This is a genomic window from Mycolicibacterium smegmatis, assembly GCF_001457595.1.
Taxonomy (GTDB): Bacteria; Actinomycetota; Actinomycetes; order Mycobacteriales; family Mycobacteriaceae; genus Mycobacterium; species Mycobacterium smegmatis.
Genome location: NZ_LN831039.1, coordinates 566,112 through 592,264, shown reverse-complemented (window position 1 = coordinate 592,264; position 26,153 = coordinate 566,112). Strand labels below are relative to the sequence as shown.

The window sequence follows — 26,153 nt, the reverse complement described above, 5'->3', positions numbered from 1 at the left end:
CGGTGGCAGCGGCCGCCTTCTGCATCGGTTGGGGCGGCAATCAGTTCACCCCGCTGCTCATCGCGTACACACAGCACTCCGGCTACACCCGGGTCGACGTCGACGTGCTGCTCGGCGCCTACGTCCTGGGCCTCATCCCCGGCCTGCTGGTGGCCTCGACCCTGTCCGACCGCTACGGCAGGCGTCCGGTGATGGCACTCGGTGTGGCGAGTTCCGCGCTCGGCAGCGTGATTCTCGCCATCGGTGAATACTGGGGATTCTCAGCGCTTTTCGCCGGCCGTCTGCTCAGTGGTGCGGCGGTTGGCATCGCGATGGCCGTCGGCTCGGCCTGGATCACCGAGTTGTCGAGAGCTCCGTTCGACGACGCGGCGCCCGGAAGCGGCGCGCGACGCGCCTCGATCTGCCTGTCGCTCGGTCTCGGCGTGGGCCCGCTGTGCGCAGGACTGCTCACCGAATACGCCCCGCTCCCCCTGGTGTTGACCTACCTGGTGCATGCCGGGCTGTGCCTGCCCGCACTGTGGGCCATCCGGCACCGCACCATCGAAACACGTTCCGGCACGCCATCTGTCGGTGTCATCGAGGGACTGCGTGTCCCCGCGGCCGCGCACCGGCGCTTCGTCCGCGTCGTCATGCCGATGGCGCCCTGGATCTTCGGTTCGGCGGCGATCGCCTACGCGATCGTGCCCGCGCTCGTCGCCGACCGGCTCGGGCACTGGGCCCTGCTGTACACCGCGGGCCTGACCGTGTTGACCCTCGGATGCGGCGTCGCGGTCCAGCCGATCGCACGGCGCCTCGATGACCACTCGAGTGCCCGAGCGGTCGTGGTCTCGATGGTTCTCATGGCCCTCGGTGTCTTCGCCGCGGTGGCCACCGCTGTCACGAGGTCCATCGGTATGGCGGTGGTGGTGGCGATGCTGCTCGGCTGCGCATACGGCATCGCCATCGTCTCAGGGCTGTTGGAGGTCCAGCGCATCGCCGAACCCGACGAACTCGCCGGCATCTCGGGTGTGTACTACTCGTTGGCCTACGCCGGGTTCCTCCTGCCCGCGATCCTCGCCGCGCTGGCCCGCTTCTTCAGCTACCCGGCAATGTTGACCGTCGTCGGACTGCTGGCGGCCGCATGCACGGCACTGTGCGCATCGGGCTGGTCCAAGCACCTCGAGCCCAGGACCGTCACGGCCAGGGTGTGACCCGACGAATCGGGTACCTCACTACTCACGCCCGCTCAAGGCGCGCACCGCGAGCATGAAGTCGCCGCTGTCCCACGCGGCCTCGTGGAACTCGCTCCGGGGAGCTCACAATGATGGTCTGGCTTGCCGACGCCCTTCGCGCCGAAGGACTCGACGTCGACGAGATCGACGGCTGGCGCGCGAACGGTGACGGCGACTTCGACGACATCTGGGGCATCATGTGCCACAACACCGCAGGTGACGACATCGCCACGGACGCCATCGCACTGGGCACCGGGGAGCGACCAGGCCCGTTGTCGAACGTGCTGATACGACGCGACGGCACCGTCGCGGTGGTGGCCGCGGGGGTGGCCCATCATGCCGGCCCCGGCTATCACCCCGACCTGCCGCGCGACGACGTCGACACCCGCACCATCGGGATCCACGCAGAAATGAGACGCCGTCAGAAGTACCCCCGGGAGCAGTACCTGAGTTACGTCCGCTGCTGCGCAGCGATCCTGCGGCACATCAACCGGTCCGCCTCGCACGTGCTCGGCCACCAGGAGTGGGACACCGGCAAGGTCGATCCGTGCCTGAGCATGGACCAACTGCGCGCCGACATCGTCGCGCACCTCAGTTCACACGCGCATTCTGATTCGCGCGTGGTCTGATCGTCCGCCTGCCCGCTGCGGGGGCGGTTATTGCCGCGCCGAGGTGAGTGAGTACTCTCTCACCATGTCCGCCGCCCGCGACCGTCTCATGGCCGCCGCGTTGAAGCTGTTCGCCGCGAAGGGCTATGCGGCGACGTCGGTCGCCGAGATTCAGCAGCAGGCCGGCCTCGCCCCCGGATCGGGTGCGCTCTACAAGCACTTCGGCTCCAAGCGCGAGTTGCTGGAGGCCGCGATCACGCACCGCATCGACAACATCGTGGCCGCGCGCGAGCAGTACGACGCCGAGAAACCGCGCACCGTCGAAGACGCGGTCCGCAGCGCGGGTCAGCTGATCTGGACGAACCTGACGCAGAGCGAAGAGTTGCTGAGGGTGATGCTGCGTGAACCCGACGAACTCGGTGACCTCGACGAGAAGACCTGGCAGGTGATCACCGACAACGCCTACCAACGCTTTGCCGACGAACTGGCCGCATCCAACCGCGCCGGCCGCACCGAAATCCCCGACCCGGAGGCCACCGCCGCCGTGGCGATCGCGTCGCTGTCGTACGTCGCCACGTTGCACGCACTGAACGGACGCACCCCCGGCAACGTCGACCACGACCGTTTCTTCGAGGCCTGGGTCGCCCAGACCGTCGCCGCCATCGAGCAGCACCGGACCGACAACCAGACCGACAACCGTTGACCAACAACCGATTTCAGGAGTGCATACTGTGACGTTCTCACTTCAGCTGAGCGACGACGTGATCGAGGTGCGCGACTGGGTGCACCAGTTCGCCGCGGAGGTCGTGCGCCCTGCGGCGGCCGAATGGGATGAGCGGGAAGAGACGCCGTGGCCGGTGATCCAGGAGGCGGCCAAGGTCGGGCTCTACTCCCCCGAGCTGTTCGCCCAGCAGGCCGCCGAGCCCACCGGCATCGGCATGCTCACGGTGTTCGAGGAGCTGTTCTGGGGCGACGCAGGCATCGCGCTGTCGATTCTGGGAACGGGTCTGGCGGCCGCGGCCCTGGCCGGCAACGGCACCCCCGAGCAGCTGGGCCAGTGGCTCCCCGAGATGTTCGGCACGGCCGACGAGCCGAAGCTCGGGGCGTTCTGTTCCTCGGAGCCGGATGCGGGGTCCGACGTCGGCGCCATCCGCACACGCGCGCGCTTCGACGAGGCCACGCGCGAATGGGTGCTCAACGGCACCAAGACCTGGGCCACCAACGGCGGCATCGCCAACGTGCACATCGTGGTGGCGTCGGTGTACCCCGAGCTGGGCTCGCGCGGCCAGGCGACCTTCATCGTCCCGCCGGGCACCCACGGCCTGGTCCAGGGACAGAAGTTCAAGAAGCACGGCATCCGCGCCTCCCACACCGCCGAGGTGGTCCTCGACAACGTCCGCCTGCCCGAGGACATGATCCTCGGCGGCCGGGAGAAGTTCGAGGAGCGGATCGCGCGGGTGAAGTCCGGCGCATCAGCCGGCGGCCACGCCGCGATGAAGACGTTCGAACGCACCCGACCGACGGTCGGGGCGATGGCGGTCGGTGTTGCGCGCGCGGCCTACGAGTACGCGCTGGATTACGCGTGCCAGCGGGAGCAGTTCGGCCGCAAGATCGGTGAGTTCCAGGCCGTGGCATTCAAACTCGCGGACATGAAGAGCCGCATCGACGCCGCGCGCCTGCTGGTGTGGCGGGCCGGGTGGATGGCGCGCAACAACCAGCAGTTCGACTCCGCCGAGGGGTCGATGGCCAAGCTCGTGGCCAGCGAGACCGCGGTGTACGTCACCGACGAGGCCATCCAGATCCTGGGCGGCAACGGCTACACCCGCGACTACCCGGTGGAGCGCATGCACCGCGACGCCAAGATCTTCACGATCTTCGAGGGCACCAGCGAGATCCAGCGACTGGTGATCTCCCGGGCCCTGACCGGGCTCGCGATCCGGTAGCGCCGGCAGATCCGATCCGTTCGCGAGGCTGTTGTTATCGAGCGAAATCTCGAGAAGAACGCCCGATAACAACAGTTTCGACGCGAAAAGCTCCGGCCGGGCACCTTCCTTTGCCTTATCGTGACCTTAAGTTACTCTTATTTTTCTTATTAGAGGCGTACGATTGACGTTCATGGCGGTCATGATCGACGGCCGCATCGGCAGTGACGGAAGGAACCCGATATGCAGCAGGACACCACCGCACGGGTCGCCCTGATAACCGGAGCCTCGCGGGGCATCGGCGCCGAGGTCGCACATCGGCTCGCTGCCTCCGGTACCCATTCCATCGTCAACTACCGCGCCAACGCCGAGCGCGCCGAAGGCATCGCTGAGACCATCCGCGCCGCGGGCGGCCAGGCGTCCACGATCCGCGCCGACATCGCCGACGAGGCATCGACGGCCGCGATGATCGACGACATCGGTCGCCGGTTCGGCCGGCTCGACGCCCTGGTTCTCACCGCGCTCGGCGGTCCCCGCGTCGGTCTCGACCCGAGGCATGCCATGCGCCTCAACCGCGATGCGCAGCGCCGGCTGGCCCGTCTCGCGTTGCCGTTGATGCCCGCCGGTGGTCACATCGTGTTCGTCACCAGCCATCAGGCGCATTTCTTTCCGCACAAGGCGGTGCCCAAGGGGTACGGCCCGATCGCGGCGAGCAAGCGTGCAGGCGAGACCGCGCTGTATGCGATGCGGCCCGAGTTCGACCGCCACGGTGTGCATTTCACCGTGGTGTCCGGCGCCATGCTCGACGAGATGACGATCGCCGACCTGTGGCAGCGCAGGGAGCCCGAAGCCGAGTTCGCTTCGGCGGTCGTGCACGCGGCAACGGCGCCGAAGCCTTCGGGCATCGTCTTCGTCGGACGTGCCGAGTACCTCATGACGGCCTGATCCCAGCCTGATCTTCGCGTAGTCCGAGAACCCCACCTGCCGGCAACGCCGGCGTTATGCTCGGGTCGGTGGCTGACCTGCTGCCATGGTGCCAGCAAAGTTTCGAGGCGAACGATGGTCCGCAACGACCCGTTGCCCACGCAGCGGGACCTGCCCGCCGGGATCCCGGCGGAACTCGTGGCGGCCGGTTTCGAGGACCCCGACGAAATCGGGCGCGGCGGCTTCGGGGTGGTCTACCGCTGTGTCCAGCGCGCGCTCGATCGCACGGTCGCGGTCAAGGTTTTGACGACCGACCTCGAACCCGACAACCTCGAACGGTTCATGCGCGAACAGGTCGCGATGGGCAAGCTGTCGGGACATCCGAACATCGTCAACATCTTTCAGGTCGGCACCATCGCGAGCGGCAGGCCGTACATCGTGATGCAGTACCACCCGCACGGGTCGCTCAGCGCCAAGATCCAGGCAGCCGGGCCGCTCGGATGGCGCGGTGCGCTGCGCATCGGCGTGAAGATGGCCGGGGCGTTGGAGACCGCGCACCAGCGCGACACCCTGCACCGCGACGTCAAACCGGCCAACATCCTGCTCACCGAGTACGGCGAGCCTCAACTCACCGATTTCGGCATCGCGCGCATCGCCGGCGGTTTCGAGACGGCAGAAGGCGCGATCATGGGCTCGCCCGCCTACACCGCGCCCGAGGTGCTTCTCGGCGAATCACCCACCGTCGCTTCAGATGTGTACAGCCTGGCGTCGACGGTGTTCACCGCGAGTACCGGCCACGCGGTGTTCGAGCGCGGCAAAGGCGAGCAGATGGTCGCGCAGTTCCTGCGCATCACCAGACATCCCGCCCCGAACCTGCGCGACGCCGATCTGCCCGCAGACCTCAGCGCCGCGATCGAACAGGCCATGTCCCGCACGATCTCGGATCGTCCGGAGAGTGCACAGGCCTTCGGTGAGCAGTTGCGGGAACTGCAGCGGCGCCACGGCCTACCGGTCGATGACATGCCGATCCCCATCGCGCCGCCGACCGACCGCCCCAGCTCGATTGCGTCCCCTACCCCGTCGAGTGGATATCCGGTGCGCACTCTGACGCCGCCGGCACCGGCCACGCGCTTCCAGATGCCGTCCTCGGCGAAGCGTCTGGTCGAGCGGGCACGCCTGATCGACGTGCTGCGCGCGCAACGCGACAAGAAGCTCACGGTGATCCACGGTCCGACCGGATTCGGCAAGAGCACCCTCGCCGTGCAGTGGGCCAAACAGCTGGCGGCCGACGGCGTCGCGGTCGCCTGGCTGACCGTTGACGACGACGACAACAACGTGGTCTGGTTCCTGTCGCACGTGATCGAGGCGATCCGCTCGGTCATGCCCGCACTGGCGTCGGATCTGGGCGACGTTCTTGAAGAACACGGCGACGACGCCGAGCGCTATGTGCTGACCTCGCTGATCAACGACATCCACTCCAGCGGCCGGCGGATGACCCTGGTGATCGACGACTGGCACCGGGTCACCGATCCCGCGACCATCGCCGCGCTGCGGTACCTGCTCGACAACGTCGCATCGGGTCTGACCGTGGTGGTCACCAGCCGCACACAGAGCGGGCTGCCGATGAGCCGCATGCGCATGCAGGGTGAGATCGTCGAGATCGACGCCACCGCACTGCGTTTCGACGTCTCAGAGTCGGGAAGTTTTCTGGTCGACCTCGCCGGGTTGGACCTCGACCAGACCGATGTCGAAGAACTCACCGAGAAGACCGACGGGTGGGTCGCCGCACTGCAACTGGCGTCGCTGACGCTGCGCGACCGTGACGATCCCGTGCAACTCATCGAGACGATGACAGGCCGCCACCACGTGATCAGCGAGTTCCTCGCCGAGAACGTGCTGGAGACCCTGGAGCCCTCGACGCTCGATTTCCTGTTGGCGACCTCGATTCCCGAGCGCATCTGCGGCGGACTGGCGTCGGCGCTGACCGACGTGCCCGACGGGCAGTCGATCCTCGAAAAGATCGAGGAGCGTGATCTTTTCCTGCGCCGCATCGACGACCAATGGTTCCGCTACCACCAGTTGTTCCGGGATTTCCTGCGGCACCGGCTGAGCCGCGAACGGGTCTGCGACCTGCACCGGCGGGCGTGCCGGTGGTACGCCGACCAGCGCCTGGTGCGTGAGGCGGTCGACCACGCCCTCGCGGCGGGTGACGAGGCCGAGGCCGTGCGCCTGGTCGAGAACGACGGCCTCTACCTGGTCTCCGGTGGGCAGATGTCCACCCTGATCGGGCTCACCGCCAAGCTGCCCCAGGACAAGGTGCGGTCGAATCCCCGCCTGCAACTCGCGTTGGCCTGGGCCAACATCGTGCTGCACCGGGTCCCGGCCGCCCGGGATGCGCTCTCCCGCGTCGAGGCCACGATGAGCGACGCCGGCCTGTCCGACGACGAGACGGCCGATATGCGCGCCGAAGTCGACGTCGTGCGTGCCATCGCGGATCTGCGGGCGGACCGGCTGCGCGGAATCGATGAGCACATCGCCGCGTGCCTGCAGCGCCGCGACCGCATGCCCCCGTTCACGGTTGCCACCGCGGCGACCGTGGCGACCTTCGCCGCGGCATACCGCTACGACCTCGACGAGGTCGAGCGGATCCAGACATGGGCGGCCCCGTACTACGAGCGCAGCGGCGACTCGTTCAGCATCGTCAACGGCCTGTGCTTCAGCGGCATCGCGCACCACCTGATGCTCAACAACACCGTGGCCGAGCAGACGCTGCGGCGGGCGCTGCGGATCGCGAAGAGGTCCGGCGGCACCCACTCGTACGCCGGCCGCCTCGCAAGTTCGCTGCTCGGCGAAATCCTCTACGAGAAGGGCAATCTGGCCGAAGCCGAGCGGCTGCTCGACGAAGGCTACAAGCTCGGCCCCGAAGGCGGGTCCGTCGACTTCAAGATCGCCAGGTACGTGATCAGTGCGCGGATCAAGGCCCTGCAGGGGGATCGTCTGGGTGCCGCCCAGCGACTCGACGAGGCCACGCGGGTGGCCCGCAGCCTGTCGTTGAACCGCCTGCAGACACTCGCCGAACATGAACGGATCCGGCTGGGCCTTCCACCCCACCCGGAGTTCGGGCCGATGCCCGTGGTGTCCTACGACGCGCGCCGGGAGCCCGTCGACGCCATGGATGCCATCGCGCTGCAGTTCGAGGAGGCGTCGGCCATCCGGCGGCTCATGGCCCAGGACGACCCGGCCGCACGCGATCTCGCATGCCGCTGGGCCGGCGAGTGGGTGGACCGGCTCTCGGCACTCAACCGTCCACAGGCGCTGCTGCGCGCCCGCCGCCTGCTGGGTGCGTGCCTGGCCGCCGACGGCCGCACCGCGGAGGCAAAGGCCATGGTGGCCACGGTTGCCGCGCAGTGCGCACAGTTGCAGATGTTGCGCTATCTGGTCGACGGCGGACCCCAGGTGGTTGCCACGCTCATCGAGCTATGCGCCGACCAGGAGGCAGGCCGGTGGTCGTCCGAGTGGCCCGAGGTGCCGGCCGATTTCCTGCAGGAGGCGATCAACTCGGTTGCGCCGCAGCGCTACTAACGCGCCTGGCTGCAAGGTCTCGTGAGCCCCCCCGGTCCTGACGATCACGCGCGGGCCAGCTCCCGCAGCAATGCCCTCGTACGTCGCAGAGACGCAACGCGTTCCGCTCGATCAGTTCCGACGGCGACAGGCTGCGCCCAGATGTCGGTGGCACCGGCGTCCAGCAGTTCACGCAACTTGGTCTGCACGGCGGTCTCGTCGCCGGACACCGCGACATCGCCTGCCGCGGATCCTCCGCCCGCCTCGATGATGCGCCGGTAGTTGGTCATCGAGGCATACGACGTCGATGCGGCGTCCACCGCGGCCCGTGCCGCCACGGGGTCATCGTGCACCACGACCGGAAGCCCGGCCACCACGCGCGGCGCGGGCCGTCCGGCTGCTGTCGCGGCGACCGTCAGCTTCGGGACGATGTGCGAACGGATCGCCTCTGCCGAGGCCATCCACAGCACGACACCGTCGGCAAAGGTGCCGGCGATACGCAGCATTCGTGGTGACAGTGCCGAAAGCAGAATCGGGACACGGTGATCCACGGCAACCATCCGCCCGTCGCTGTGCGCAGTCCACTCGCGACCGTCGTGATCCACGGTTTCCCCGCGCAACAGCGCCGACACGATGCGCAGGTACTCCTCGGCGTTGGTGCCCGGCCTGTCGTAGCTCAACCCGAGCACTCCGCGGACCACCGGCTCGTGTGACGGGCCGAGTCCAAGGGTGAGACCGGGCCTGCCCATGGCGTTGGCGGCCGCGGCGACGCGGTTGGCCTGCAGGAGGGGATGGCACGGATATGTCTGCAGCACAGCAGTACCGAGTTCGATCGACGTGGTCGCGCGTCCGGCGATGGCCATCGCGGTGAGCGGGTCACCCGCGACGCCACTGGCGTACCACAGCGACGAGAAGCCGTCCTCCTCGGCCCGCTGCGCCTGCCGCACGATGTCGTCGACGTTCGCCGCACCGCCGGACAGTCCGATCCGCATCTGTGTTCCGCCTGTCGCTTTGTTCAGAGGACCGCGCCGCCGTTGACGCCGATCACCTGCCCGGTCACGTACCCGGCGGCGTCCGAGCACAGGAATGAACACATCGCGGCCACGTCGTCGCCGCTGCCGAGGCGGCCCGCCGGGATCGCCTTGGTCAGGTGTTCCGCCTGCGGCAGCAGGCCGGCCGCCTGTTGTTCGCGCAACATCGGTGTGTCGATGACGAACGGCGGGATGGTGTTGGCCGTGATGCCTTTTGCCGCATAGTCGAGTGCGAGCGTCTTCGTCATGGCGATCACGCCACCCTTGGTTGCCGAGTAGTGTCCCTGCGCGGGAGCGCCGCGCTGCCCGGCCGCCGAGGAGATGGTGACGATGCGCCCCCATTGCGCTTTCACCATGTCCGGCAGTGCTGCCCGGATGCAGAGGAACGTGCCGGTGAGGTTGACCGCCAGATAACGGTTCCACTCGTCGAGGGTGATCTTGTCGAACCGCGTGAAGCCGCCCATTGCAGCACTGGTGACGACAATCCCGATCGGGCCGAACGCCTGACGCGCGGCCTCGAAACCCGCGGCGACCGCGGATTCGTCGGCGACGTCGACCGCGACCGCGAGCGCCCTGCCCCCGTGCGACTCGATCTTGGCGGCGGCCTCTTCCGCGGCTTGTCCGTCGAGGTCCATCACGGCGACGCGATGTCCGTCGCGGGCGAGTTGCAGGGCTGTCGCCCGGCCGACGCCGGACCCTGCACCGGTCACTGCTGCTACTCGGCTCACTGCGCTCCCTCAGCGTCGACCGCACTGCTGTACAGATGTATAGCAGTGCGCAGGGTGTGACACAAGGGGGCGGACCACTCCGTCACCTGTCCAGGATGAAATCCGCTGCCCGCCAGGCCACCGCCATGATCGGCCCGTTGAGGTTGCCCGCGACCATGGTCGGCAGCACCGAGCAGTCGACGACACGCAGTCCGTCGACGCCGCGGACCCGGAGCCGGTCGTCGACCACGGCGTCGTCACCGGGTCCCATCGCGCACGTGCCGACGGCGTGGTAGCCGCAGTATCCGCCGTCGAGCGCGGAATCGACGAGTTCGTCGTCGGTGGCCACCCCGGGTCCCGGGAACGTTTCGTGGCTGATCCGCTCGGCGATCGGCGACTCTGCGAAGACCGCACGCATCCGGCGCAACAGGTCCGCCGTGGCCGTGCGGTCGTGCTCGGAGCCCAGGTAGTTGGGCTCGATCCGCACCGACGGGCGTGGCCCCGACGAGGTGATCTCCAGTGCACCTTCCGACGTGGGGCGCAGCACCATCCCCAAGCACGACAGCCCGGCCTGCCGTTGGATGGTGACGGGTTCACCGACGTTGTACGGCGGCAAGGTATACGGCCCCATCATGATCTGTCCGTCGGGCCGATCGACGTCGGCCCGGGTCTTGACGAATCCCACGATGTCGAAGGACGGCGCGCCGAGCGGTCCCCTGCGGGTGGCCAGGTAACGCAGGCCGGTGAGTGCCTGCGCGACGCTGGAGGCCAGCTGCTTGTTGTAGCCGAGATCTTCGATGAGGTCGAACCGTAGTGTGGCGCAGCGGTGTTCGCGCAGCCCGCGTCCCACCCTGTCATGTTCGATGAATACCTGGACGCCCGCAGATCGGAGCACCTCACGAGGACCGATCCCCGAAAGTTGCAGCAGCACCGGACTGTTGAGACTTCCGAGGGAGACGATCACCTCTCGCGACGCGCGTACCTGCGTAGTTCCGCTCGTACCGGTGACGTCGACACCGACTGCCCTGGTGCCCTCGAACAGGATGCGACCGACGGTGGCGCTGGTGCGCACCGTCAGGTTTGGCCTGCCGAGGGCGGGCTTGAGGAAGGCCGTGGCCGCGCTGACACGGCGTCCGTTCCTGATCGTCGATGTCGCGTAGCCGATGCGTTCGGTGTCATGCTCGTTGATGTCTTGTACGCGGGTCAGCCCTGACGCCTCGGCGGCCGCCAGCATCTCCTCGCACAACGGGTCGGGATCACGTGGAATCGAGATGTGCAGCGGCCCACCGATGCCGCGTGTGGCCGACGGCCCGAACTCGTTGTCCTCGAACCGTTTGAAGATCGGCAGGATGTCGTCCCATCCCCACCCTTTGTTGCCGAGGCGTTCGAGGCCGTCGTAATCGGCACGCGTACCCCGGTTGTAGATCATGCCGTTGATCGAACTCGACCCGCCGAGCACCTTGCCGCGCATCCACTGCTCGGCATGAGGGTTGGGCCCGAACGGCTCCGTGGAGTAATGCCAGATGTGCTTCTCGCTGTCGAACAGCTTTCCGGAGCCCTTGGGGATGCTGAACAGTGGATTGCGGTCCGAACCGCCGGCCTCGAGCAGCAGCACCTTGATCCTCGGGTCCTCCGAGAGCCGGTTGGCGAGCACGCATCCGGCCGATCCGGCCCCGGCGATGATGTAGTCGTAGCTGGTCACGCGGCGATCCCTCTGCTGATCGGTTCCAACTGAAGCAGTGCTGTACGAGCGTACAGCTTCCGCGTGGCCGACGGGCCGATTCCTCTGTTTTTCCGAAAAGGGGGGACACGTTGTCCCCGGATACGTTGGGCGCGGATGGCCACCGTTTCCCGCTGCCGCGCCGCGTTGACTGAAGACAAGCGGAACCTCCGCCTTTGCGAAAGGAGAAACCCATGACCGTCTGGTTCATCACCGGTGCATCCCGCGGACTCGGCGCGCAGATCGCGCGCACGGCGCTCGACCACGGCGCCGACGTCGCCGTCGGTGTCCGCAACCCGGACCTGCTGCCCCCCGACATCGCCGAGCGCGCATTCGCGGTGCGCCTGGATGTCACACATGACGCCGACATCTCGGCCGCCGCCGCCGTCGTCGAACGCTTCGGCCGCATCGATGTGCTGGTCAACAACGCCGGGCGTGGACTGCTCGGTGCGCTCGAAGAGGTCACCGACGCCGAGGCGCGGTCGTTGTTCGATCTCAACGTGTTCGGCTTGATCAATGTGACGCGCGCGGTGCTGCCCCACATGCGGGCGTCCGGTGGGGGCAAGCTCGTGCACATCGGTTCGCGCTCGGGTTTCGAAGGTGAACCCGGTGTGGGCCTCTACAGCGCGTCGAAGTTCGCCGTGGCGGGGATAAGTGAGGCCCTGTCCGCGGAACTGGCGCCGTTCGGCATCCAGAGCATGGTCGTCGAACCCGGCGTATTCCGCACCGACTTCCTCGACGGGTCGTCTTTGTCGATGCCGGCCAACCGCATCGACGCCTACGACGGAACACCCGCCCACGACACACTCGACTGGGTCGACGACGCCAACCACACGCAGCTGGGTGATCCGGTCAAGGGCGCGGCCCTGATCTACGAGGTCGCCAATGAGGACAAACTTCCGCGACACCTCCTGCTGGGCCGCGACGCCGTGGAGCGGTGGCGGGTCAAGGCCGCCCAGATGGCCGATGACGTAACCGCGTGGGAGAAGAAGTCCCTGGCGACCGCGCACCTTGCATGATTTGGGATCGGTCCGGGCAGACTGGCCAGATGAGCGATCGGAAGACTGAGCTCGCCGAGTTCCTGAGCGCTCGACGCGCCCGCCTGACCCCGGAGGAGGTCGGTCTCGAACAGCCCGGCACACGTCGCCGTGTGCCGGGCCTGCGCCGCGAGGAGCTCGCCCTGCTCGCCGGCGTGAGCGTCGACTACTACACACGACTCGAGCAGGGGCGTAGCCGCAGCGCCTCAGCCGACGTGCTCGACGCACTGGCCGCGGCTTTACAGCTCGACGATGCCGAACGGGCCCACTTGCATACCCTCGCCAAACCGCAGCCCGCACAACGCAAACGCCGCAGCAAGCCGCAGATGGTCGATCCGGTGACGTTGCGTCTGCTCGAACTGCTCGACCAGTCACACTCCCCGGCGTTCGTATTGGGCCGACGCCTCGACGTGCTGGCACACAACCGGTTGGCGGGCGCGTTGATCACCGAATTCCGTGAATTGCCCGCGCCCCAACGCAATCAGGCCCGGTTCGTGTTCTTCGACCCGCACGCACGTGAGCTCTACACCGACTGGGACGAGGTGGCGGCCGACACCGTGGCGATGCTGCGCCTGGACGCCGGGCGCTACCCCGACGACGACAAGTTGTCAGCCCTGGTCGGCGAACTCTCGATCAGGTCCGAAGAGTTCCGGTCGTGGTGGTCCGACCACACCGTGAAACAACGCACCGTCGGCACCAAGGCGTACCACCACCCCCTCGTCGGCGACCTCGCCGTCACCTACCAGGCTCTCAACCCGTCCGGTGATCCGGATCAGACGTTGTTCATCTACACCACCGAACCCGGCTCCCCCGACGAAACGGCACTGCGCCTGCTGGCGAACTGGCATGAGGGCGGCGAACAGGGCAGCCGTGCCGCGAGCGCACGGAAGTCGTCCGAGGCGTAGGCGCTCACTCACGTCGTTGCAGCTTGAGACGGGCCTCAGCCCTCTCCTGTCTCGGCGGGGTCGTCGGCACCTTCGGCCTGGTTCGGTTGAGGATGTGCCTGTTGCTGCATCATCTCCGGATCGGCATCCGGGTCGTACCCGGTGTCACCGGGCCGGTCACCTTGATCGTCGTTGTGCTTCGGGTCCATATCTGCACCACCTGTCGCTCGGGCTCGATGATGGCCTACCCGGTGTCCCGCTGGGGAAACGCGGACCTGCCGGCCGTTTCGCCCGTTCGGCACCCGGGTAGAGCCACGACATGTACATCGGCGTGGTCACCGACCCGGGGCTCTCGACCAAGTTGGTCGAACCTCTGATCGCCGGACTACCCGACACGCTCACCCGCGAGGTGAGCGAGGACGTCGACTGGAAACTGTCGCTGTGCAGCTACGCCCTGCCGTTGGAAGATGACGGCACCATCGACATCGCGGGCCACAGCTCCGCGATGAAGTCACGTAACGGATGGGACCTCGTCGTCTGCGTGACGGAGCTGGCAAGGCGCCTGGACCGGACGCTGATGGTCTGCGATGCCGACATCACAGCTGGGGCGGCTTTGATCTCACTGCCCGCGCTGGGGCCGATTCGTCTTCGACACCATGTCGAACGGGTGATCGTCCATGTCGTCAGCGAACTGACTGCGCCGGCGTCACCGTCCAGATCTCTGGCGGACGCGGCAGCCGCACGCGTTGCGGGCTCGCCCACACGGCGGGAGGTGACCGACGGTCCCGACGGAACGAATGCGCTCACCGCGCTCACCCGGATGCGCGGCCGGTCTCGTCTGCTGCTCGGCATGGTGCGGGTCAACCGGCCTTGGCGCCTGCTGCCGAGCCTGTCGAGTGCGATCGCAGCCGGCGCCGCCGCCGCGGCGTTCGGCATCTTCTATTCGAGTATCTGGAACATGGCCGACGCGATGAGCACCACAAGGCTGGCCGCGGTCAGCGTCGGCGCAATTCTGGCGATGATGGTGTGGCTGATGAGCTACAACCGCCTGTGGGAGCGTCCGCGTGATCTCGATCAACGGCGAAATGCCCTGCTGTACAACAGCGCAACGGTCCTGACTCTCGCAGTCGGCATCGGATCGATGTACATCGTGTTGTTCGGTCTGGTTTTCGTCGGTGCGCTGACGGTGATTCCACCGGCGTACCTGGAAGCCACGCTGCACCACGCCGTCGCATGGCACGACTATGCAGAACTGGCGTGGCTGTCCAGTTCACTGGGCACGTTCGCCGGGGCGCTCGGTTCCAGCTTCGAAAGCGATTACGCGGTTCGCAACGCCACATACGGCAAGCGTGAGCAGGAACGCCACGCCCGCGCACTGGCCGCGAACTGATCCTCGCTGTGCTAGTTCATATTCCAAGGCTCGCCGTAGGTGGTGACCGAGTCACCGGTCGAGGCGATCAGGCGGGCGAACGGACGCAGCAGCACACCGCCGGCCGCACCGGTCACGGTGCCGTGCGCGTTGGACACCGCCACTCCGCCAGCAGGACCCGAGACGTCGACCGAGAAGGTCGCGACTTCCTGGATGCCGGGGCCGTTGCCCAGGTCGGCCGAGATCGACACACCGGGGAACAGGTTCGGGGTGATGACCGAGTTCAGGCCGAACGGCGGAGCGGTGATGTCACCGTCGTCGATCAGGATGTTGGGGGTGGTGTAGCTGAAGTTGATGCCCACACCCAGCGACCACGGGAAGCCGATCTGGTAGCCGAGTTCCAGCGTGCCCTCGAACTCGTCGGCGCCCGGGCCGGCCACGATGTACTTGGCGCGACCGGAGTGGAACCACTCACGGGTCAGACGGTTGCGGTCCAGGGGGAACACACCATTGAGGAACGTGTCCCACTGCTGCACGGTCAGAGTTCGATCCTGACCGTCGACGAGGCTCAATTCGTTGTCGAGCCCTGCGTGCGCCGCGCCCGCACTCACGAACATTCCCGTGGTGCCTGCGAGCAACGCGGAAATCATCGCGATCAGCACCCGCTTGAATGCCGTCATGTTGTCCCCTCCGGTCTCTCGCCGGCGGCCCCCCGCGGTCCACCGAACATTTTTGTGATGTCAGTGTGACGTTTGTTGCCGCTGATGGGAGAGCGATTAGTGGGATCTTATGGTGCTCTTAGATATGGAGGGCTCCCACGAGCTGATTCCGCTGGTCAGCAGCCTATACCGGCGGATATGCGGGCGGCGGGTACACACCCCGCAACGCCCACGGCAACCAGTTGAAGAAGTACTCGATCTCGTCGCTGGCGTCGTAGTCCGGATTCGGGTCCATGATCACTCCGATCCTCGATCTACCTGCCTGCCTACACGCGGTCGAACGCGGATTCAACCGATCCTTTCCGCCGCGGCGTCATGCGAGAGGGCGTCATGCGAGAGATATGCGCTCACGCCCCATACTCGCGGCGGTCAGCGCATCTCCGCTCTCGGCATCGAAGAAATACGTCCGCTGCGGCGGCAGTGTCAGGCCGATGCGCGTGCCCGACGGTAGGTCGGTGTCCGCGGGCGCCTGCACGATCACTCGCGTCGTACTCGCGGGATCGTCCCCCAACAGCGCGGTCACCAGACTGTGGCTGCCGAGTGGCTCCACGAAATCGACACGTGCCGGCACCATGCCATCGCCCCAGACCGGGCTCAGTTCGAGGTGCTCCGGTCGGGCACCCACGGTCACCGGGCCTTCCGGACACGACACCGGCGTGACCGATTCCCCGCCGACGTGCAGCACACCCTGCCGCACGATGCCCGGCATCAGGTTCATGGGCGGACTGCCCATGAACGCCGCGACGAACGTGTTGGCGGGCCGGTTGTAGATGTCGTCGGTGGTGCCGATCTGCTGCACCTCGCCCTGCGACATCACGCACAACCGGTCCCCCAGCGTCATGGCTTCGACCTGGTCGTGGGTGACGTAGATCGACGTGACCGGAACCTCTCGGTGCAAACGCTTGAGATCGCCGCGAACCTGGTTGCGCAGTTTGGCGTCGAGGTTCGACAGGGGTTCGTCGAGCAGGAATGCCTGCGGTTCGCGCACCAACGCGCGTCCCATGGCGACACGTTGACGTTGTCCGCCGGACAGTTGCCCGGGCTTGCGGTCGAGGAACTCGGTGATCTGCAGCAGTTCGGCCGTTTCCCGCACGCGCCGGTCGATTTCGGCGCGTGGAGTGCGCCTTTGGCGCAGCCCATAGGCCAGGTTGCGGTACACCGACATGTGTGGGTACAGCGCGTAGTTCTGGAACACCATCGCGATGTCACGCTGCCCGGGTGACAGATGGTTGACGACGGCACCGCCGATCCGGATCTCGCCCGCTGTCGGTTTGTCGAGGCCCGCCAGCATTCGCAGCGCCGTGCTCTTGCCGCAGCCGGAAGGCCCGACCAGGATCAGGAACTCGCCGTCGGCCACCGTGAGATCAAGTCCCTTGAGCGCCTGAACCCCACCGGGATAGCTGCGTGTGACATCACGAAACTCTACCTCTGCCAACGCTTCACTCCTCTTTTCGTTCGCATCGAGACCCGTCCCTTTCAGCCCTTGAGGCCTGTGCTGGCCACGGACTGCACGAAGTACCGCTGGGCCCCGATGAACACCAGCAGCATCGGCAACAGGCTCATGACGTTCGCCGCCATCAGCAACGGCCACTTGACGCGGTGCGCGCCCTGGAAGTAGCTCAGCCCCAACGGGACCGTCATCTGGTCCTGCGACGTGATCACGATCAGCGGCCACAGGAAGTCATTCCACGACGTGAGCACGGTCAGCGCCGCCAGCGTCGACAGGGCCGGCAGTGACAACGGCAGGATGATCTTGAACAGCACACCCAGTCGCGATGTTCCGTCCACCCGTGCGGCGTCTTCGAGTTCGACGGGCACGGTCAGGAAGAACTGTCGCAGGAAGAAGATGCCGAACGCGGTTGCCAGGTTCGGCAGCATCAGCGCACCGATGTGGTTGATTCCCAGGCCTTCCCACACGTTGTCGCCGAACCATTTGACGATCAGGAACACCGGGATCATCGTCACCTGGAACGGCACCATCAACGTGGCCATCAGCGTGATGAAAAGCGCTCCGCGGCCCAGGAACCGGATCCGCGCGAACGCATAACCCGCCAGGCTGCAGACGACGAGGTTGCTCACCAGGACGACACCGGTCACCGCGAAGCTGTTGAGGAAGAAGTGCCCGAACGGCGCTGTCGCCCAGGCTTCGGTGTAGTTCTCGAAACGGGGGCTCTCCGGCAGCAGCACGGGCGGGAACCGGTTGGCCTCGCCTTCGGTCTGCAGCGAGGTGACCAGCATCCACAGCAGCGGCAGGATCAGCAGGAACGTGACGGGGATGAGGACCAGATGCCAAGGGCTGAACGGAAGACGCAGGCGCGTACGGCGCCGCGGTGAAAAATCCTCCACGACCGTGGGTTCGGTGGATTCCGCGACCGGCGCGGTGATGTGCGGCGTCGTGGTCATGTGTGCACGTACCTCCGTGCGAGACGGAACTGGACAGCGGTGATCACGAGGATGACCACGAACAGCACGTAGGCCATGGCCGCGGCGTAACCGGCGTCGAACTGCACGAACGCACGGTCCCACAGGTAGTACACGATGACGGTGGTGGCGCGCAGCGGCCCGCCGCGCGTGGTGGCGTAGACCTCGTCGAACAACTGCAGCGCATTGATGGTCAGCCACACCACCAGGAAGATGTTCGCGGGTCCGAGCAACGGCACCGTGATGGTGCGGAAGCGGGTGAACGCCGACGCGCCGTCGATGGCTGCGGCCTCGTGCAGTTCGGCGGGAACGCCCTGCAACGCAGCGAGATACACGATGACCGAGAAGCCGGTCCATCCCCAGATCGTCATGGCGACGATCACGTACAGCGCCTGTGACGGTGACGCCAGAAACGGTTGCGAGGATATGCCGACGGTGTTCAGTGCCGCGTTGACCAGGCCGTAGTCACGGTCGGTCAGCCACAGGAAGATGATGCCCTGCGAGATCGTCGACACCGCCATCGTGACGTAGGCCGCCGTCCGGTAGACCGAGATGAACCGCACCGAGCGGTTCAACGCGGCCGCCACCAGCAACCCGACGATCATCGTCCCCGGAACGAACAGCGCGGTGTAGATGATCGTGTGCTTGATCGCGTCGACGAACACCGGATCGTCGGCGAGCTTGCGGTAGTTCTCCAGCCCCACCCACGGAGTCTCGGGCGTCAGCAGATCGGAGTGCTGAAACGACAGGGTCAGCGACATCAGCACCGGCAGCAGACCGAACACGCCGATCAGCACGACGGCCGGGCTCACCAGCGTCCAGCCCGCCACGTGCTCGGAGTGGCCGAGGCGGTCACGCCATGAATGTCGCGTAGCGACGTGTCCGGTCATCTCACCCCGCCGGTCTATTTGCCGGCCAGGGCCGAATCGGCGGCTTCGGCAGCCGAGTTCAACGCGGCGGCAGGCTGTTCCTTGCCGAGCATGACGGCCACGATCGCCTGGCCCAACGCCTCCGAGATCGCCGGATACTGCTCGACCGCCGGGCGCGCCTTCTTCGCGTTGTTCAGGTTCTCGACGAACACCGAGCTGCCGGGCAGCTTCTGATCGAGTTGATCGCGGACTGCCTGATCGTCGCCGACCGAGCTTCGTGTCGGGAGGTCACCGGTCTGCAGCGAGAACGCCTTGACCTGCTCGGGTGCGGTCAACCACTTCACGAAGTCGATCGACGCCTGCTTGCGTTTGTCGCCGTTGTCGAACACCACCCAGTTGTCGGGACCCGAGATGGTCTGGTGCGCACCGCTCGATCCGGCGAAGGTGGGCATCACCTGCACGCCGTAGTCGATGTCGGACAGCTGGCTCAGGTCCCACGGGCCGGTGATGAGCATGCCCACCTTGCCGCTGTTCATCAGCTTGGGCCCGTTCTCGTTGGTGGTGTCGAGGTAGAGCGACTTGTCGGTCACGGCCATGTCCTGCAGCATCGTGAGCGCGGTGACACCGGCCTCGGAGTTGAACGCAGCCTTCTCGTTGTCCGGCGTCAGGATGTCGCCGCCGGCCTCCCACAGCATCGGGACGTAGTGCCAGACCGTGTCCTCACTACCGTCGGCGGGAATCAGCCAACCGTACTGGCCTTTTGCCGGATCGGTGAGTTTTGCTGCCGCGGCGCGGAAGTCGTCCCAGGTCCAGTCTGCGGTCGGCGGCGCGATACCGGCATCGGCGAACAGCTTCTTGTTGTAGACGATCGCGAGGTTGTCGACGAGTGCCGGGATGCCGACGATCTTGTCGCCGACGGTCGCGGCCTCACGCTCGGCGGGGTAGAAGTCGTCCCAGTTCCAATCCGATTGGGACACCACGTCGGACATGTCCACGACCTGCGGGATCTTCGCGATGTTCGGCGACCACGAGCCGAACATGTACGCGACGTCCGGGGCACTGCCGCCACGCACGGCGGTCAGGACCTTCTGCAGCACCAGATCGTTACTGGAGTACAGATCGGTCACGTGGACGTCGGGATGTTCCTTGTTGTACTGATCGATGAGCCCTTTGAAGGCCTCACCCTCGGTGTCCTGGTAGCCGTGCCACACCGCGATCTCGACCGGACCCGATGACGACGAACCACCACCGCACGCCGTCAGCAGACAGGCAACAGCGGTGACCACGGCCAGGCACAACCAGCGTCGTATCACGGTAGGCACTCCTTTTTCGGCGGGATTCATGAGGGGTCGTTGTCAGGGGTTACAGACGGCGGATCGCAGCGGTTCGGGCAGCAGATCCCCGTGCGCGGAGGTCAATTCGTCGCACAGGTCCCAGATCTGGTCGACGGTCAGCGTGGCCGCGGTGTTGGGGTCGACCATGGCCGCGGCACGGACCAGCCGAGGATCACCGTCGATCGCCGCGCGGACGGTCAGATCGACGGGACCGAGGAAGTTGCGGTTGAGCGCGGCGCATTGGGGCGGCAGATCCCCCACCCGCATGGGATGCGCGCCGAGCGCATCGAGTGTCGTCGGAACCTCGACCGCCAGGCCGTCGGGAAGGTTGGTGATGAGCCCCTGGTTGGCGACGTTGGCCGAGATGACCCTGGTGGTACCGGTTTCCAGCGAGTGGATCACCTGCGGGGCGTACTCGGTGGAGCCGGTGTCGATGGGCAGCGAGTCGGCATCGGCCAGTTCCTCCCGGATCCTGGCGTATTCGGCGAGGTTGGCCTTGCTGATCGACACGTACTCGCCGACGTTGATGCGCAGCCGGTCGATTTCCTGCCGGTGGTGTACGTACCACGGCACGTACTCACTGGAGTGTTCGCTGGTCTCCGTCGGGTAGTAACCGAGACGCCGGTACATGTCGACACGTACCCGGCGCTGCAACTCTGCGTCGGCCGCGATACGCCGGTCGAGTTCCGGATAAAGGTTCTGGCCGTTGCGTTCCCATCGCAGGACCCAGGCCTGGTGGTTGACGCCGGCGGACCAGTACGAGACCTCCTCGTAGGGAACGTCGATCAGTTCACACAGGCCGACCATGGTCCAGTACACCGAGTGGCACAGGCCGAGCACCTTCAGCCGCGGTGCGATGTGGTGCAGGTACGTGACGTTCATGGCCATCGGGTTGGTGTAGTTAAGCAGCCAGGCATCGGGGCACACCTCCTGCATGTCCCTGGCGATGCCGGCCAGCACCGGGAAGGTCCGCAGGCCGCGGAAGATTCCGCCGATGCCGATGGTGTCACCGATGGTCTGGTTCAGGCCGTATCGGGCGGGGATCTCGAAGTCCCGCACGGTGGCCTCGTGCATACCGACCTGGATGACGTTGATGACGTAATCGGCGCCGTCGAGTGCGCGGCGGCGGTCGGTGGTCGCGCTGATCTCGGGGTCGGCGTCCGCCGCGCGGGCGGTGGCCCGTGCGATGGCTTCCGCTGTCTCGAGACGCTCGGTGTTGATGTCGTGCAACACGATCCGTGTGGTGGCGAGCTCGGGGAACGACAGGATGTCGCCGAGCAGTTCCCGGGTGAACTCGACGCTACCCGCGCCGATGATCGCAACGGTGGGTTTCACGCGCGGCTCCTCGTGGCCTCTGGTGCGGTGACCGCGGCGGTCGGTGCCTCACCCCGCTTCTCGTCGCTGTAGACCATCAGCGTGGAGCCCAGCAGCGCCAGCACGATGCCCACCGCACCGTACGGGGTCGGCAGCGTCTGGTAGGCGATGAGGGACACGACGATGGTCAGCGCGGGTGCGAGCGCATTGGTGGTGGGCGCCACGATGGTGGCCTTGCCGCGGCTGAGTGCCATGACCAGGAACAACGCGCCGACCGCGTTGAGCACCTGGGTGCCTGCGGTGAGAACCGGTGCCTGCCAAGGGAATCCGGTGGGGATGCCGCCCATCGAGATGACCGCGACGGGGATGAGCGCGATGGCGGTGATCGCCATCCAGCCGAAGGTGGTGGCCTCGTTGACGCCGATGGTCGCGGTCTTGCGCATGAAGTACGCCTGCACACCCCACGCGACGCAGATCAGGACGGCCAGCGGCAGCCATGGGCCCGAGGAGACGTCCGATTCGCCGCCGGTGATGCTGAACAGCACAATCGCGGCCAGTGCGGCGATCAGGCCGACAGCGGCCAGTCCGCTGATGCGTTCGCGCAGAAGCACCATCGCCATCAGCACGGTGATCGCCGGCGAGATCGAGACGATCGGGAAGATCAGGTAGGCCGGGCCCATGGTGAGCGCCTGGAACAGCAGCAGCTGACCGCCCGCACCGGTGAGTCCGATCAGCAGGCCGTAGACGGCGGCCTTCGGGCGACGGTCGAACCGCTCACCGCGAAGCGCGAACACCGCGGGGATGATCATGGTGAGCGCCCAGATGCAGTAGATCATCTCGTCGGGGTAGCCGTACCAGGTGGCGGGCAGGGCCGAGAACGCGCCCCAGACACCCCAGAAGATGACCAACAGCGTCGCGTAGAAGATCCAGCTGCGTGGGTGACGGGCGGAAGCCTTGGGTGAATTCGACTGTGACATGGTCATGGTGGGCTCGATTCGGTCGAATCAGTGTGTGGATGTGGCGAGTTGGTGCAGCGCGTCGGCGTCGAGGGGATGGCCGATGTGTTTTGCCGCGTAGAGAGCGGCACCGAGTGCAGGATCGAGCAGGGGGCGTTTCAGGTCGTACTTGGTGAGGCGCTTTTCGAGTGCGGTGGTGAACATCTGCAGGAATTCCGCTCCGGAGAACATGCCTCCGGAGTACGACACGGGTACGGTCTCGTGTTCGGTGAAACCGACCAGCCTGGCGGTGGTGTCGACCAACTCGACGAGTTCGTCGACCGCTGCGGAGAGGATCTGGGCGGCGGCCTCGTCCCCGTCGCGCGCGGCGTCGCACACGGTCGTCGCCAGTGCCGCGATCTTGCTGCGGTTGCCCGACCACTTCTCGATGACGAGGCTGACGACGTCGAGGTCGCCTGTCAGTTCCAGGCGCTCTTTGAGCATCGCATGCAGTGGGCCGCGCGGGAGCCTGCCGTCGCTCATCCGGGTGAACGCGTTGAGTCCCTGTGTGGCAACCCAGTACGCGGAGCCTTCGTCACCGAACAGCTCACCCCAGCCACCTACGCGGTGTCCGACACCCTGACGTTCGCCGTAGGTCATGGACCCGGTGCCGCTGATGACATTGATGCCGTCAGCGCAGGCCAAGGAGCCGGCCCAGCCGCACACCATGTCGTTGTCGCAGCGGTAGCGGTCATGCCCCAGCACTCGTGCGGGCACCGCGTCCAGGCGGGCGATGTCGGCGCTGGCCTCACCGTAGCCGGGTATTCCGAAGAACGCGGCGTCGATGTCGGCGGAGGTGCACCCGGCTTGTGCGCAGACCTCGGAAACACCCTGCGCCAGAACACGTTCCACGACGTCGAAGCCGTCGTTGAAGTAATACGACGTCGGTGCGGTGGCGCGCGCCAGGATGCGTCCCCGATCGTCGATGAGGGCGAAGGCGGTCTTCGATCCGCCGCCGTCCACCCCGAGATAGCGCGACATGTCGGTCACCGCTCCATCGGATGGATCGTCACGCCTTTGACGACGCGGCTGACTTCCCCCGACGGGAACGGATTGTCCGGGGTCTTGCCGTACTCCAGAGACGAGAACAGGGCGAGATACTGGGCGAACACCAGATACGGCAGGGCCACCTGCGCATCGTCGAGTCCGCCGAGCCCGGGCAGCACCAGCGCCGGGCCGAGAGCATCCGGAATGGGCTCGGCGCTGATCGCTTTCACCGCCTCCTGACCGAGCTGCTCGCGGAGTTCGGCGATGATGTCGAGGTCGTACCGGCGCGTGTAGGGGTCGGTGGACACGTACACGATGGCCAGGGTGTCGGAGTCGAGAACCGATTTGGGTCCGTGCCGGAAGCCCAGCGACGAGTCGAAGTAGGTGACCACCTCGCCCGCGGTGAGCTCGAGGAGCTTTAGCGCCGATTCACGGGCCAGCCCGGTCAGGGGTCCACTGCCCAGGTAGACGAACCGTTGCTTCTTGGCCCGCGCGAGGTCGCGGATGTCCGACGACAGACCGGAGACGTGCTCGGCCGCGGCAGCCAGCGCCTCGGCACTCTCAGGGCGCACCCCGCCCAGAGTCAGCAAGCAGGACAACAACATCGACGTCAGGCTCGACGTCATGGCGAACCCCGTGTCGTTGGTGCGTGCGGGCATGTGGACCACCCGGGAGTTGGCACGCCCCTCATGGGTACGTGCCAGCGTTCCCGCCGGATCGCACGTGAAGATCAGATGCCAGACGTCGGTGACGAGTTCGTCGGCAAGCTCTGTCGTCGCGACACTTTCCGGACTGTTCCCGGACCGGCCGAACGACACGAGCAGGGTAGGCGTATCGCGTTCGAGGTGATCCAGCGGGACCGCGACGATGTCGGTGGTCGCGATGGCCTCGACCCGGCGCTTGAGATTGCGACGCAGGGACGCCGCGACGATCTCCCCGATGAAAGCCGAACTGCCTGCGCCGGTGAGGATGACGCGCAGATCGGGGCGTTCGACGATCGGTCGCAGGAACTCGCTGGTCTCGGCGTCCGAACGCCCGGCGATCTCACGCCACACATCGGGTTGTTGCCCGATCTCGAGAATGGTCGCGCCACCGGCGGATTGGGCGGGGATCTCCGCGTGGTGGGCCTGCGGGCTGGTCATCGGGCAACTCCAGTGGTCAGAGCGGTGGCGTGGTGGTCGGTGGTGCGGCATGCCGCGGCATAGGGCCGAAGCGCATCGCGTATTCGATCGATCACCAAGGATCGGGGATCGGGATCGAGTTCGCCTGCGCGGAAACGTTCGTACTGCGTGGGCAGGAACTGGCTGATGAGCGGTGCGGGGATCCCGGTGCGGTCGAGATTGGCCAGCAGTGTTCGCCGCGCGGCGTCCACCTCGGCGTCGGCCCAGTAATAGCGCAACCGGTCGCTGTAGCTGTACCGGCGCGCGGTCCGCTGCGTGACCGGATCGCCCTCGTAGTAGCTCTGCCAGTACCGCGGCTCGGCGAGCATGCGCCGTTCGACGACGTCGATGAGGTTCGCGCGAGATGCCGGGTCGACGAGTTCGGCCTCGATGTGACTGAGCGCGAACAGCGCCTCGCGCATCGCGAAGGTGAGACCGGGGCCGACTTTGAGGATGGCCCAATGGTCCTCCACCAGCTCACGCAGTTGGTCCGGTTTCTGGTAATCCGTCGAATGCGCCTCGAACACCATGTGGTCCTCGGTGTCGAGGACCCGCCGCAGCTGCGCGGTCGCGGTGCGCTCGTAGTCGATGACGTTGACGTGGTCGAACTCCACCCCTGGCTGCACCACGAGCGCGGCGATCCGCGGCCACACGTATTCGAACCCGGCTGCGGCGAAAGCCGCCTGATGCGCCTCGATGGTTCGACGTGCGTGCTCGGCCGGGGTCGGCGTGAGCCGTGTCAGCGTCTCGTGGGCGCCGCCGGGGACCGGTACCTCGGTGCCGATGACGTAGACCGGGGGCTCGATGCCCAGGCGGTTCGCGGTCTGTTCGGCCACCCGCAACAGCCGTGCCGAGCGATCGGCCACAACCTCGTCGGACAGGACCTCCGGATCGTCGGCGCACCGCATGCTGCAATCGAGGTGGATCTTGCGGTAGCCGGCTTCGACGTAGGCCGCGATGAGCGCGTCGGCGTTGGTCATAGCCACCGCTGCCGGCTGGTCCTGCCAACGGTTGGGGCCCAGATGGTCACCGCCGAGGACCACACGGTCGCGGTCGAATCCCTGCTCGTCGGCGATGCCGTGCACCAGGTCGCGGAAGTCGGCGGGCCGCATGCCGGTATAGCCGCCGAACTGGTCGACCTGGTTCGACGTCGCCTCGACGAGCACGAAACTGTTGTCCGCGGCGGCCTGCATGACGGCTGCGGTCACCACGGTGGGATGCGCCGAGCAGACCGAGTACACGCCGACCGGATCGCCGGTCTTGTGCTGCGCGATCGTTTCGCGAATCCAGTGTGGCGTCATGGCTTCTCGGCCCAGAAGGTGAACAACATGCGTAGATCATGAGAAGCTCGCTCAAAGCGCGCAATACAAAGCCGTGAAG

The 26,153-nt window shown here is 66.6% G+C and carries 23 protein-coding genes and 1 pseudogene; 9 read left to right on the top strand and 15 right to left on the bottom strand.

Translation table 11 applies throughout. The features are described 5' to 3' along the window. Positions 1-2: 2 nt before the first annotated feature. The 6 genes from AT701_RS02515 to AT701_RS02490 all read left to right on the top strand — a co-directional run bounded on the left by AT701_RS02515 (position 3) and on the right by AT701_RS02490 (position 8,247). Complete coding sequence (locus AT701_RS02515) at positions 3-1,190, top strand: MFS transporter (RefSeq protein WP_003891956.1); 1,188 nt, start codon at positions 3-5, stop codon at positions 1,188-1,190. 110 nt (positions 1,191-1,300) lie between these two features. Then, complete coding sequence (locus AT701_RS02510; protein WP_011727018.1) at positions 1,301-1,840, top strand: peptidoglycan recognition protein family protein; 540 nt, start codon at positions 1,301-1,303, stop codon at positions 1,838-1,840. 64 nt (positions 1,841-1,904) lie between these two features. Continuing rightward, entirely contained in the window at positions 1,905-2,522 is a 618-nt protein-coding gene (locus AT701_RS02505; RefSeq protein ID WP_011727017.1) for a TetR/AcrR family transcriptional regulator, read from the top strand. A 28-nt stretch (positions 2,523-2,550) separates the two neighbouring features. Beyond that, a complete protein-coding gene (locus AT701_RS02500) occupies positions 2,551-3,762 on the top strand; it encodes an acyl-CoA dehydrogenase family protein (protein ID WP_011727016.1) in 1,212 nt (403 codons plus the stop codon). Positions 3,763-3,984: 222 nt separating this feature from the next. Continuing rightward, complete coding sequence (locus AT701_RS02495; RefSeq protein WP_003891929.1) at positions 3,985-4,686, top strand: SDR family oxidoreductase; 702 nt, start codon at positions 3,985-3,987, stop codon at positions 4,684-4,686. A gap of 114 nt (positions 4,687-4,800) precedes the next feature. Beyond that, positions 4,801-8,247, top strand: coding sequence for a serine/threonine-protein kinase (locus AT701_RS02490; RefSeq protein ID WP_058125085.1), 3,447 nt, complete (start codon positions 4,801-4,803; stop codon positions 8,245-8,247). 44 nt (positions 8,248-8,291) lie between these two features. Here the strand turns inward: AT701_RS02490 and AT701_RS02485 are convergent, their stop codons facing one another. The 3 genes from AT701_RS02485 to AT701_RS02475 form a co-directional block, all read right to left on the bottom strand. Next, complete coding sequence (locus AT701_RS02485) at positions 8,292-9,218, bottom strand: TIGR03564 family F420-dependent LLM class oxidoreductase (protein ID WP_011727013.1); 927 nt, start codon at positions 9,216-9,218, stop codon at positions 8,292-8,294. 23 nt (positions 9,219-9,241) lie between these two features. Continuing rightward, complete coding sequence (locus AT701_RS02480; RefSeq protein ID WP_011727012.1) at positions 9,242-9,985, bottom strand: SDR family NAD(P)-dependent oxidoreductase; 744 nt, start codon at positions 9,983-9,985, stop codon at positions 9,242-9,244. A gap of 82 nt (positions 9,986-10,067) precedes the next feature. Further along, the gene (locus AT701_RS02475; protein WP_058125084.1) at positions 10,068-11,666 is read right to left on the bottom strand and encodes a GMC family oxidoreductase; all 1,599 of its coding nucleotides are present in this window, start codon (positions 11,664-11,666) and stop codon (positions 10,068-10,070) included. Positions 11,667-11,878: 212 nt separating this feature from the next. Between AT701_RS02475 and AT701_RS02465 the strand changes: the two genes are divergently transcribed. Both AT701_RS02465 and AT701_RS02460 read left to right on the top strand, forming a co-directional pair. Beyond that, positions 11,879-12,703, top strand: a complete 825-nt coding sequence (locus tag AT701_RS02465) for an SDR family NAD(P)-dependent oxidoreductase (RefSeq protein ID WP_058125082.1) — start codon at positions 11,879-11,881, stop codon at positions 12,701-12,703. Positions 12,704-12,732: 29 nt separating this feature from the next. Continuing rightward, a complete protein-coding gene (locus tag AT701_RS02460; protein ID WP_058125081.1) occupies positions 12,733-13,626 on the top strand; it encodes a helix-turn-helix domain-containing protein in 894 nt (297 codons plus the stop codon). Between the two features lie 35 nt (positions 13,627-13,661). Here AT701_RS02460 and AT701_RS35210 read toward each other — a convergent pair whose 3' ends face one another. Then, positions 13,662-13,814 carry a pp24 protein gene (locus AT701_RS35210; protein ID WP_003891921.1) on the bottom strand — a complete coding sequence of 51 codons (153 nt, stop codon included), beginning with the start codon at positions 13,812-13,814 and terminating at the stop codon, positions 13,662-13,664. A 110-nt stretch (positions 13,815-13,924) separates the two neighbouring features. Here AT701_RS35210 and AT701_RS02450 point away from each other — a divergent pair, with 110 nt between their 5' ends. Next, positions 13,925-14,995, top strand: a complete 1,071-nt coding sequence (locus AT701_RS02450) for a hypothetical protein (protein WP_014876794.1) — start codon at positions 13,925-13,927, stop codon at positions 14,993-14,995. 11 nt (positions 14,996-15,006) lie between these two features. On the opposite strand, the gene mspA is transcribed toward AT701_RS02450, so the two are convergent. From mspA to AT701_RS02395, 11 genes and pseudogenes are all read right to left on the bottom strand, one after another. Next, on the bottom strand, positions 15,007-15,654 hold the full coding sequence (gene mspA, locus AT701_RS02445) for a porin MspA (RefSeq protein ID WP_003891919.1): 648 nt from the start codon (positions 15,652-15,654) through the stop codon (positions 15,007-15,009). A 163-nt stretch (positions 15,655-15,817) separates the two neighbouring features. After that, a pseudogene (locus tag AT701_RS35550) lies at positions 15,818-15,934 on the bottom strand (CAP domain-containing protein); the annotation flags it as partial. A gap of 87 nt (positions 15,935-16,021) precedes the next feature. Further along, on the bottom strand, positions 16,022-17,128 hold the full coding sequence (locus AT701_RS02435) for an ABC transporter ATP-binding protein (RefSeq protein ID WP_011727007.1): 1,107 nt from the start codon (positions 17,126-17,128) through the stop codon (positions 16,022-16,024). A gap of 41 nt (positions 17,129-17,169) precedes the next feature. Continuing rightward, positions 17,170-18,096 carry a carbohydrate ABC transporter permease gene (locus AT701_RS02430; protein ID WP_003891916.1) on the bottom strand — a complete coding sequence of 309 codons (927 nt, stop codon included), beginning with the start codon at positions 18,094-18,096 and terminating at the stop codon, positions 17,170-17,172. Continuing rightward, complete coding sequence (locus AT701_RS02425; protein WP_011727006.1) at positions 18,093-19,004, bottom strand: carbohydrate ABC transporter permease; 912 nt, start codon at positions 19,002-19,004, stop codon at positions 18,093-18,095. Before AT701_RS02425 ends, AT701_RS02430 begins: the two co-directional genes overlap by 4 nt. Positions 19,005-19,018: 14 nt before the next feature. Next, positions 19,019-20,296, bottom strand: a complete 1,278-nt coding sequence (locus AT701_RS02420; protein ID WP_011727005.1) for an ABC transporter substrate-binding protein — start codon at positions 20,294-20,296, stop codon at positions 19,019-19,021. Between the two features lie 42 nt (positions 20,297-20,338). Then, positions 20,339-21,652, bottom strand: coding sequence for an alpha-glucosidase/alpha-galactosidase (locus tag AT701_RS02415; RefSeq protein WP_058125080.1), 1,314 nt, complete (start codon positions 21,650-21,652; stop codon positions 20,339-20,341). Then, positions 21,649-22,614, bottom strand: coding sequence for a DMT family transporter (locus tag AT701_RS02410; protein ID WP_003891912.1), 966 nt, complete (start codon positions 22,612-22,614; stop codon positions 21,649-21,651). Before AT701_RS02410 ends, AT701_RS02415 begins: the two co-directional genes overlap by 4 nt. Before the next feature lie 21 nt (positions 22,615-22,635). Beyond that, positions 22,636-23,607, bottom strand: a complete 972-nt coding sequence (locus AT701_RS02405) for an N-acetylglucosamine kinase (protein WP_014876792.1) — start codon at positions 23,605-23,607, stop codon at positions 22,636-22,638. 5 nt (positions 23,608-23,612) lie between these two features. Next, positions 23,613-24,755, bottom strand: coding sequence for an SIS domain-containing protein (locus AT701_RS02400; protein ID WP_011727002.1), 1,143 nt, complete (start codon positions 24,753-24,755; stop codon positions 23,613-23,615). Continuing rightward, the gene (locus tag AT701_RS02395) at positions 24,752-26,074 is read right to left on the bottom strand and encodes a D-tagatose-bisphosphate aldolase, class II, non-catalytic subunit (protein ID WP_058125079.1); all 1,323 of its coding nucleotides are present in this window, start codon (positions 26,072-26,074) and stop codon (positions 24,752-24,754) included. The genes AT701_RS02400 and AT701_RS02395 overlap by 4 nt, the downstream gene beginning before the upstream one ends. Positions 26,075-26,153: the final 79 nt, after the last annotated feature.

Excerpts from the sequence above, each read along its gene's own strand:
- AT701_RS02430 (WP_003891916.1), bottom strand. The coding sequence starts at position 18,096 with ATGACCACGACGCCGCACATCACCGCGCCGGTCGCGGAATCCACCGAA.
- AT701_RS02460 (WP_058125081.1), top strand. The coding sequence starts at position 12,733 with ATGAGCGATCGGAAGACTGAGCTCGCCGAGTTCCTGAGCGCTCGACGC.
- AT701_RS02465 (WP_058125082.1), top strand. The coding sequence starts at position 11,879 with ATGACCGTCTGGTTCATCACCGGTGCATCCCGCGGACTCGGCGCGCAG.
- AT701_RS35210 (WP_003891921.1), bottom strand. The coding sequence starts at position 13,814 with ATGGACCCGAAGCACAACGACGATCAAGGTGACCGGCCCGGTGACACC.
- AT701_RS02505 (WP_011727017.1), top strand. The coding sequence starts at position 1,905 with ATGTCCGCCGCCCGCGACCGTCTCATGGCCGCCGCGTTGAAGCTGTTC.
- AT701_RS02450 (WP_014876794.1), top strand. The coding sequence starts at position 13,925 with ATGTACATCGGCGTGGTCACCGACCCGGGGCTCTCGACCAAGTTGGTC.
- mspA (WP_003891919.1), bottom strand. The coding sequence starts at position 15,654 with ATGACGGCATTCAAGCGGGTGCTGATCGCGATGATTTCCGCGTTGCTC.
- AT701_RS02395 (WP_058125079.1), bottom strand. The coding sequence starts at position 26,074 with ATGACGCCACACTGGATTCGCGAAACGATCGCGCAGCACAAGACCGGC.
- AT701_RS02490 (WP_058125085.1), top strand. The coding sequence starts at position 4,801 with ATGGTCCGCAACGACCCGTTGCCCACGCAGCGGGACCTGCCCGCCGGG.
- AT701_RS02410 (WP_003891912.1), bottom strand. The coding sequence starts at position 22,614 with ATGACCATGTCACAGTCGAATTCACCCAAGGCTTCCGCCCGTCACCCA.
- AT701_RS02510 (WP_011727018.1), top strand. The coding sequence starts at position 1,301 with ATGATGGTCTGGCTTGCCGACGCCCTTCGCGCCGAAGGACTCGACGTC.
- AT701_RS02495 (WP_003891929.1), top strand. The coding sequence starts at position 3,985 with ATGCAGCAGGACACCACCGCACGGGTCGCCCTGATAACCGGAGCCTCG.
- AT701_RS02425 (WP_011727006.1), bottom strand. The coding sequence starts at position 19,004 with ATGACCGGACACGTCGCTACGCGACATTCATGGCGTGACCGCCTCGGC.
- AT701_RS02400 (WP_011727002.1), bottom strand. The coding sequence starts at position 24,755 with ATGACCAGCCCGCAGGCCCACCACGCGGAGATCCCCGCCCAATCCGCC.
- AT701_RS02405 (WP_014876792.1), bottom strand. The coding sequence starts at position 23,607 with ATGTCGCGCTATCTCGGGGTGGACGGCGGCGGATCGAAGACCGCCTTC.
- AT701_RS02485 (WP_011727013.1), bottom strand. The coding sequence starts at position 9,218 with ATGCGGATCGGACTGTCCGGCGGTGCGGCGAACGTCGACGACATCGTG.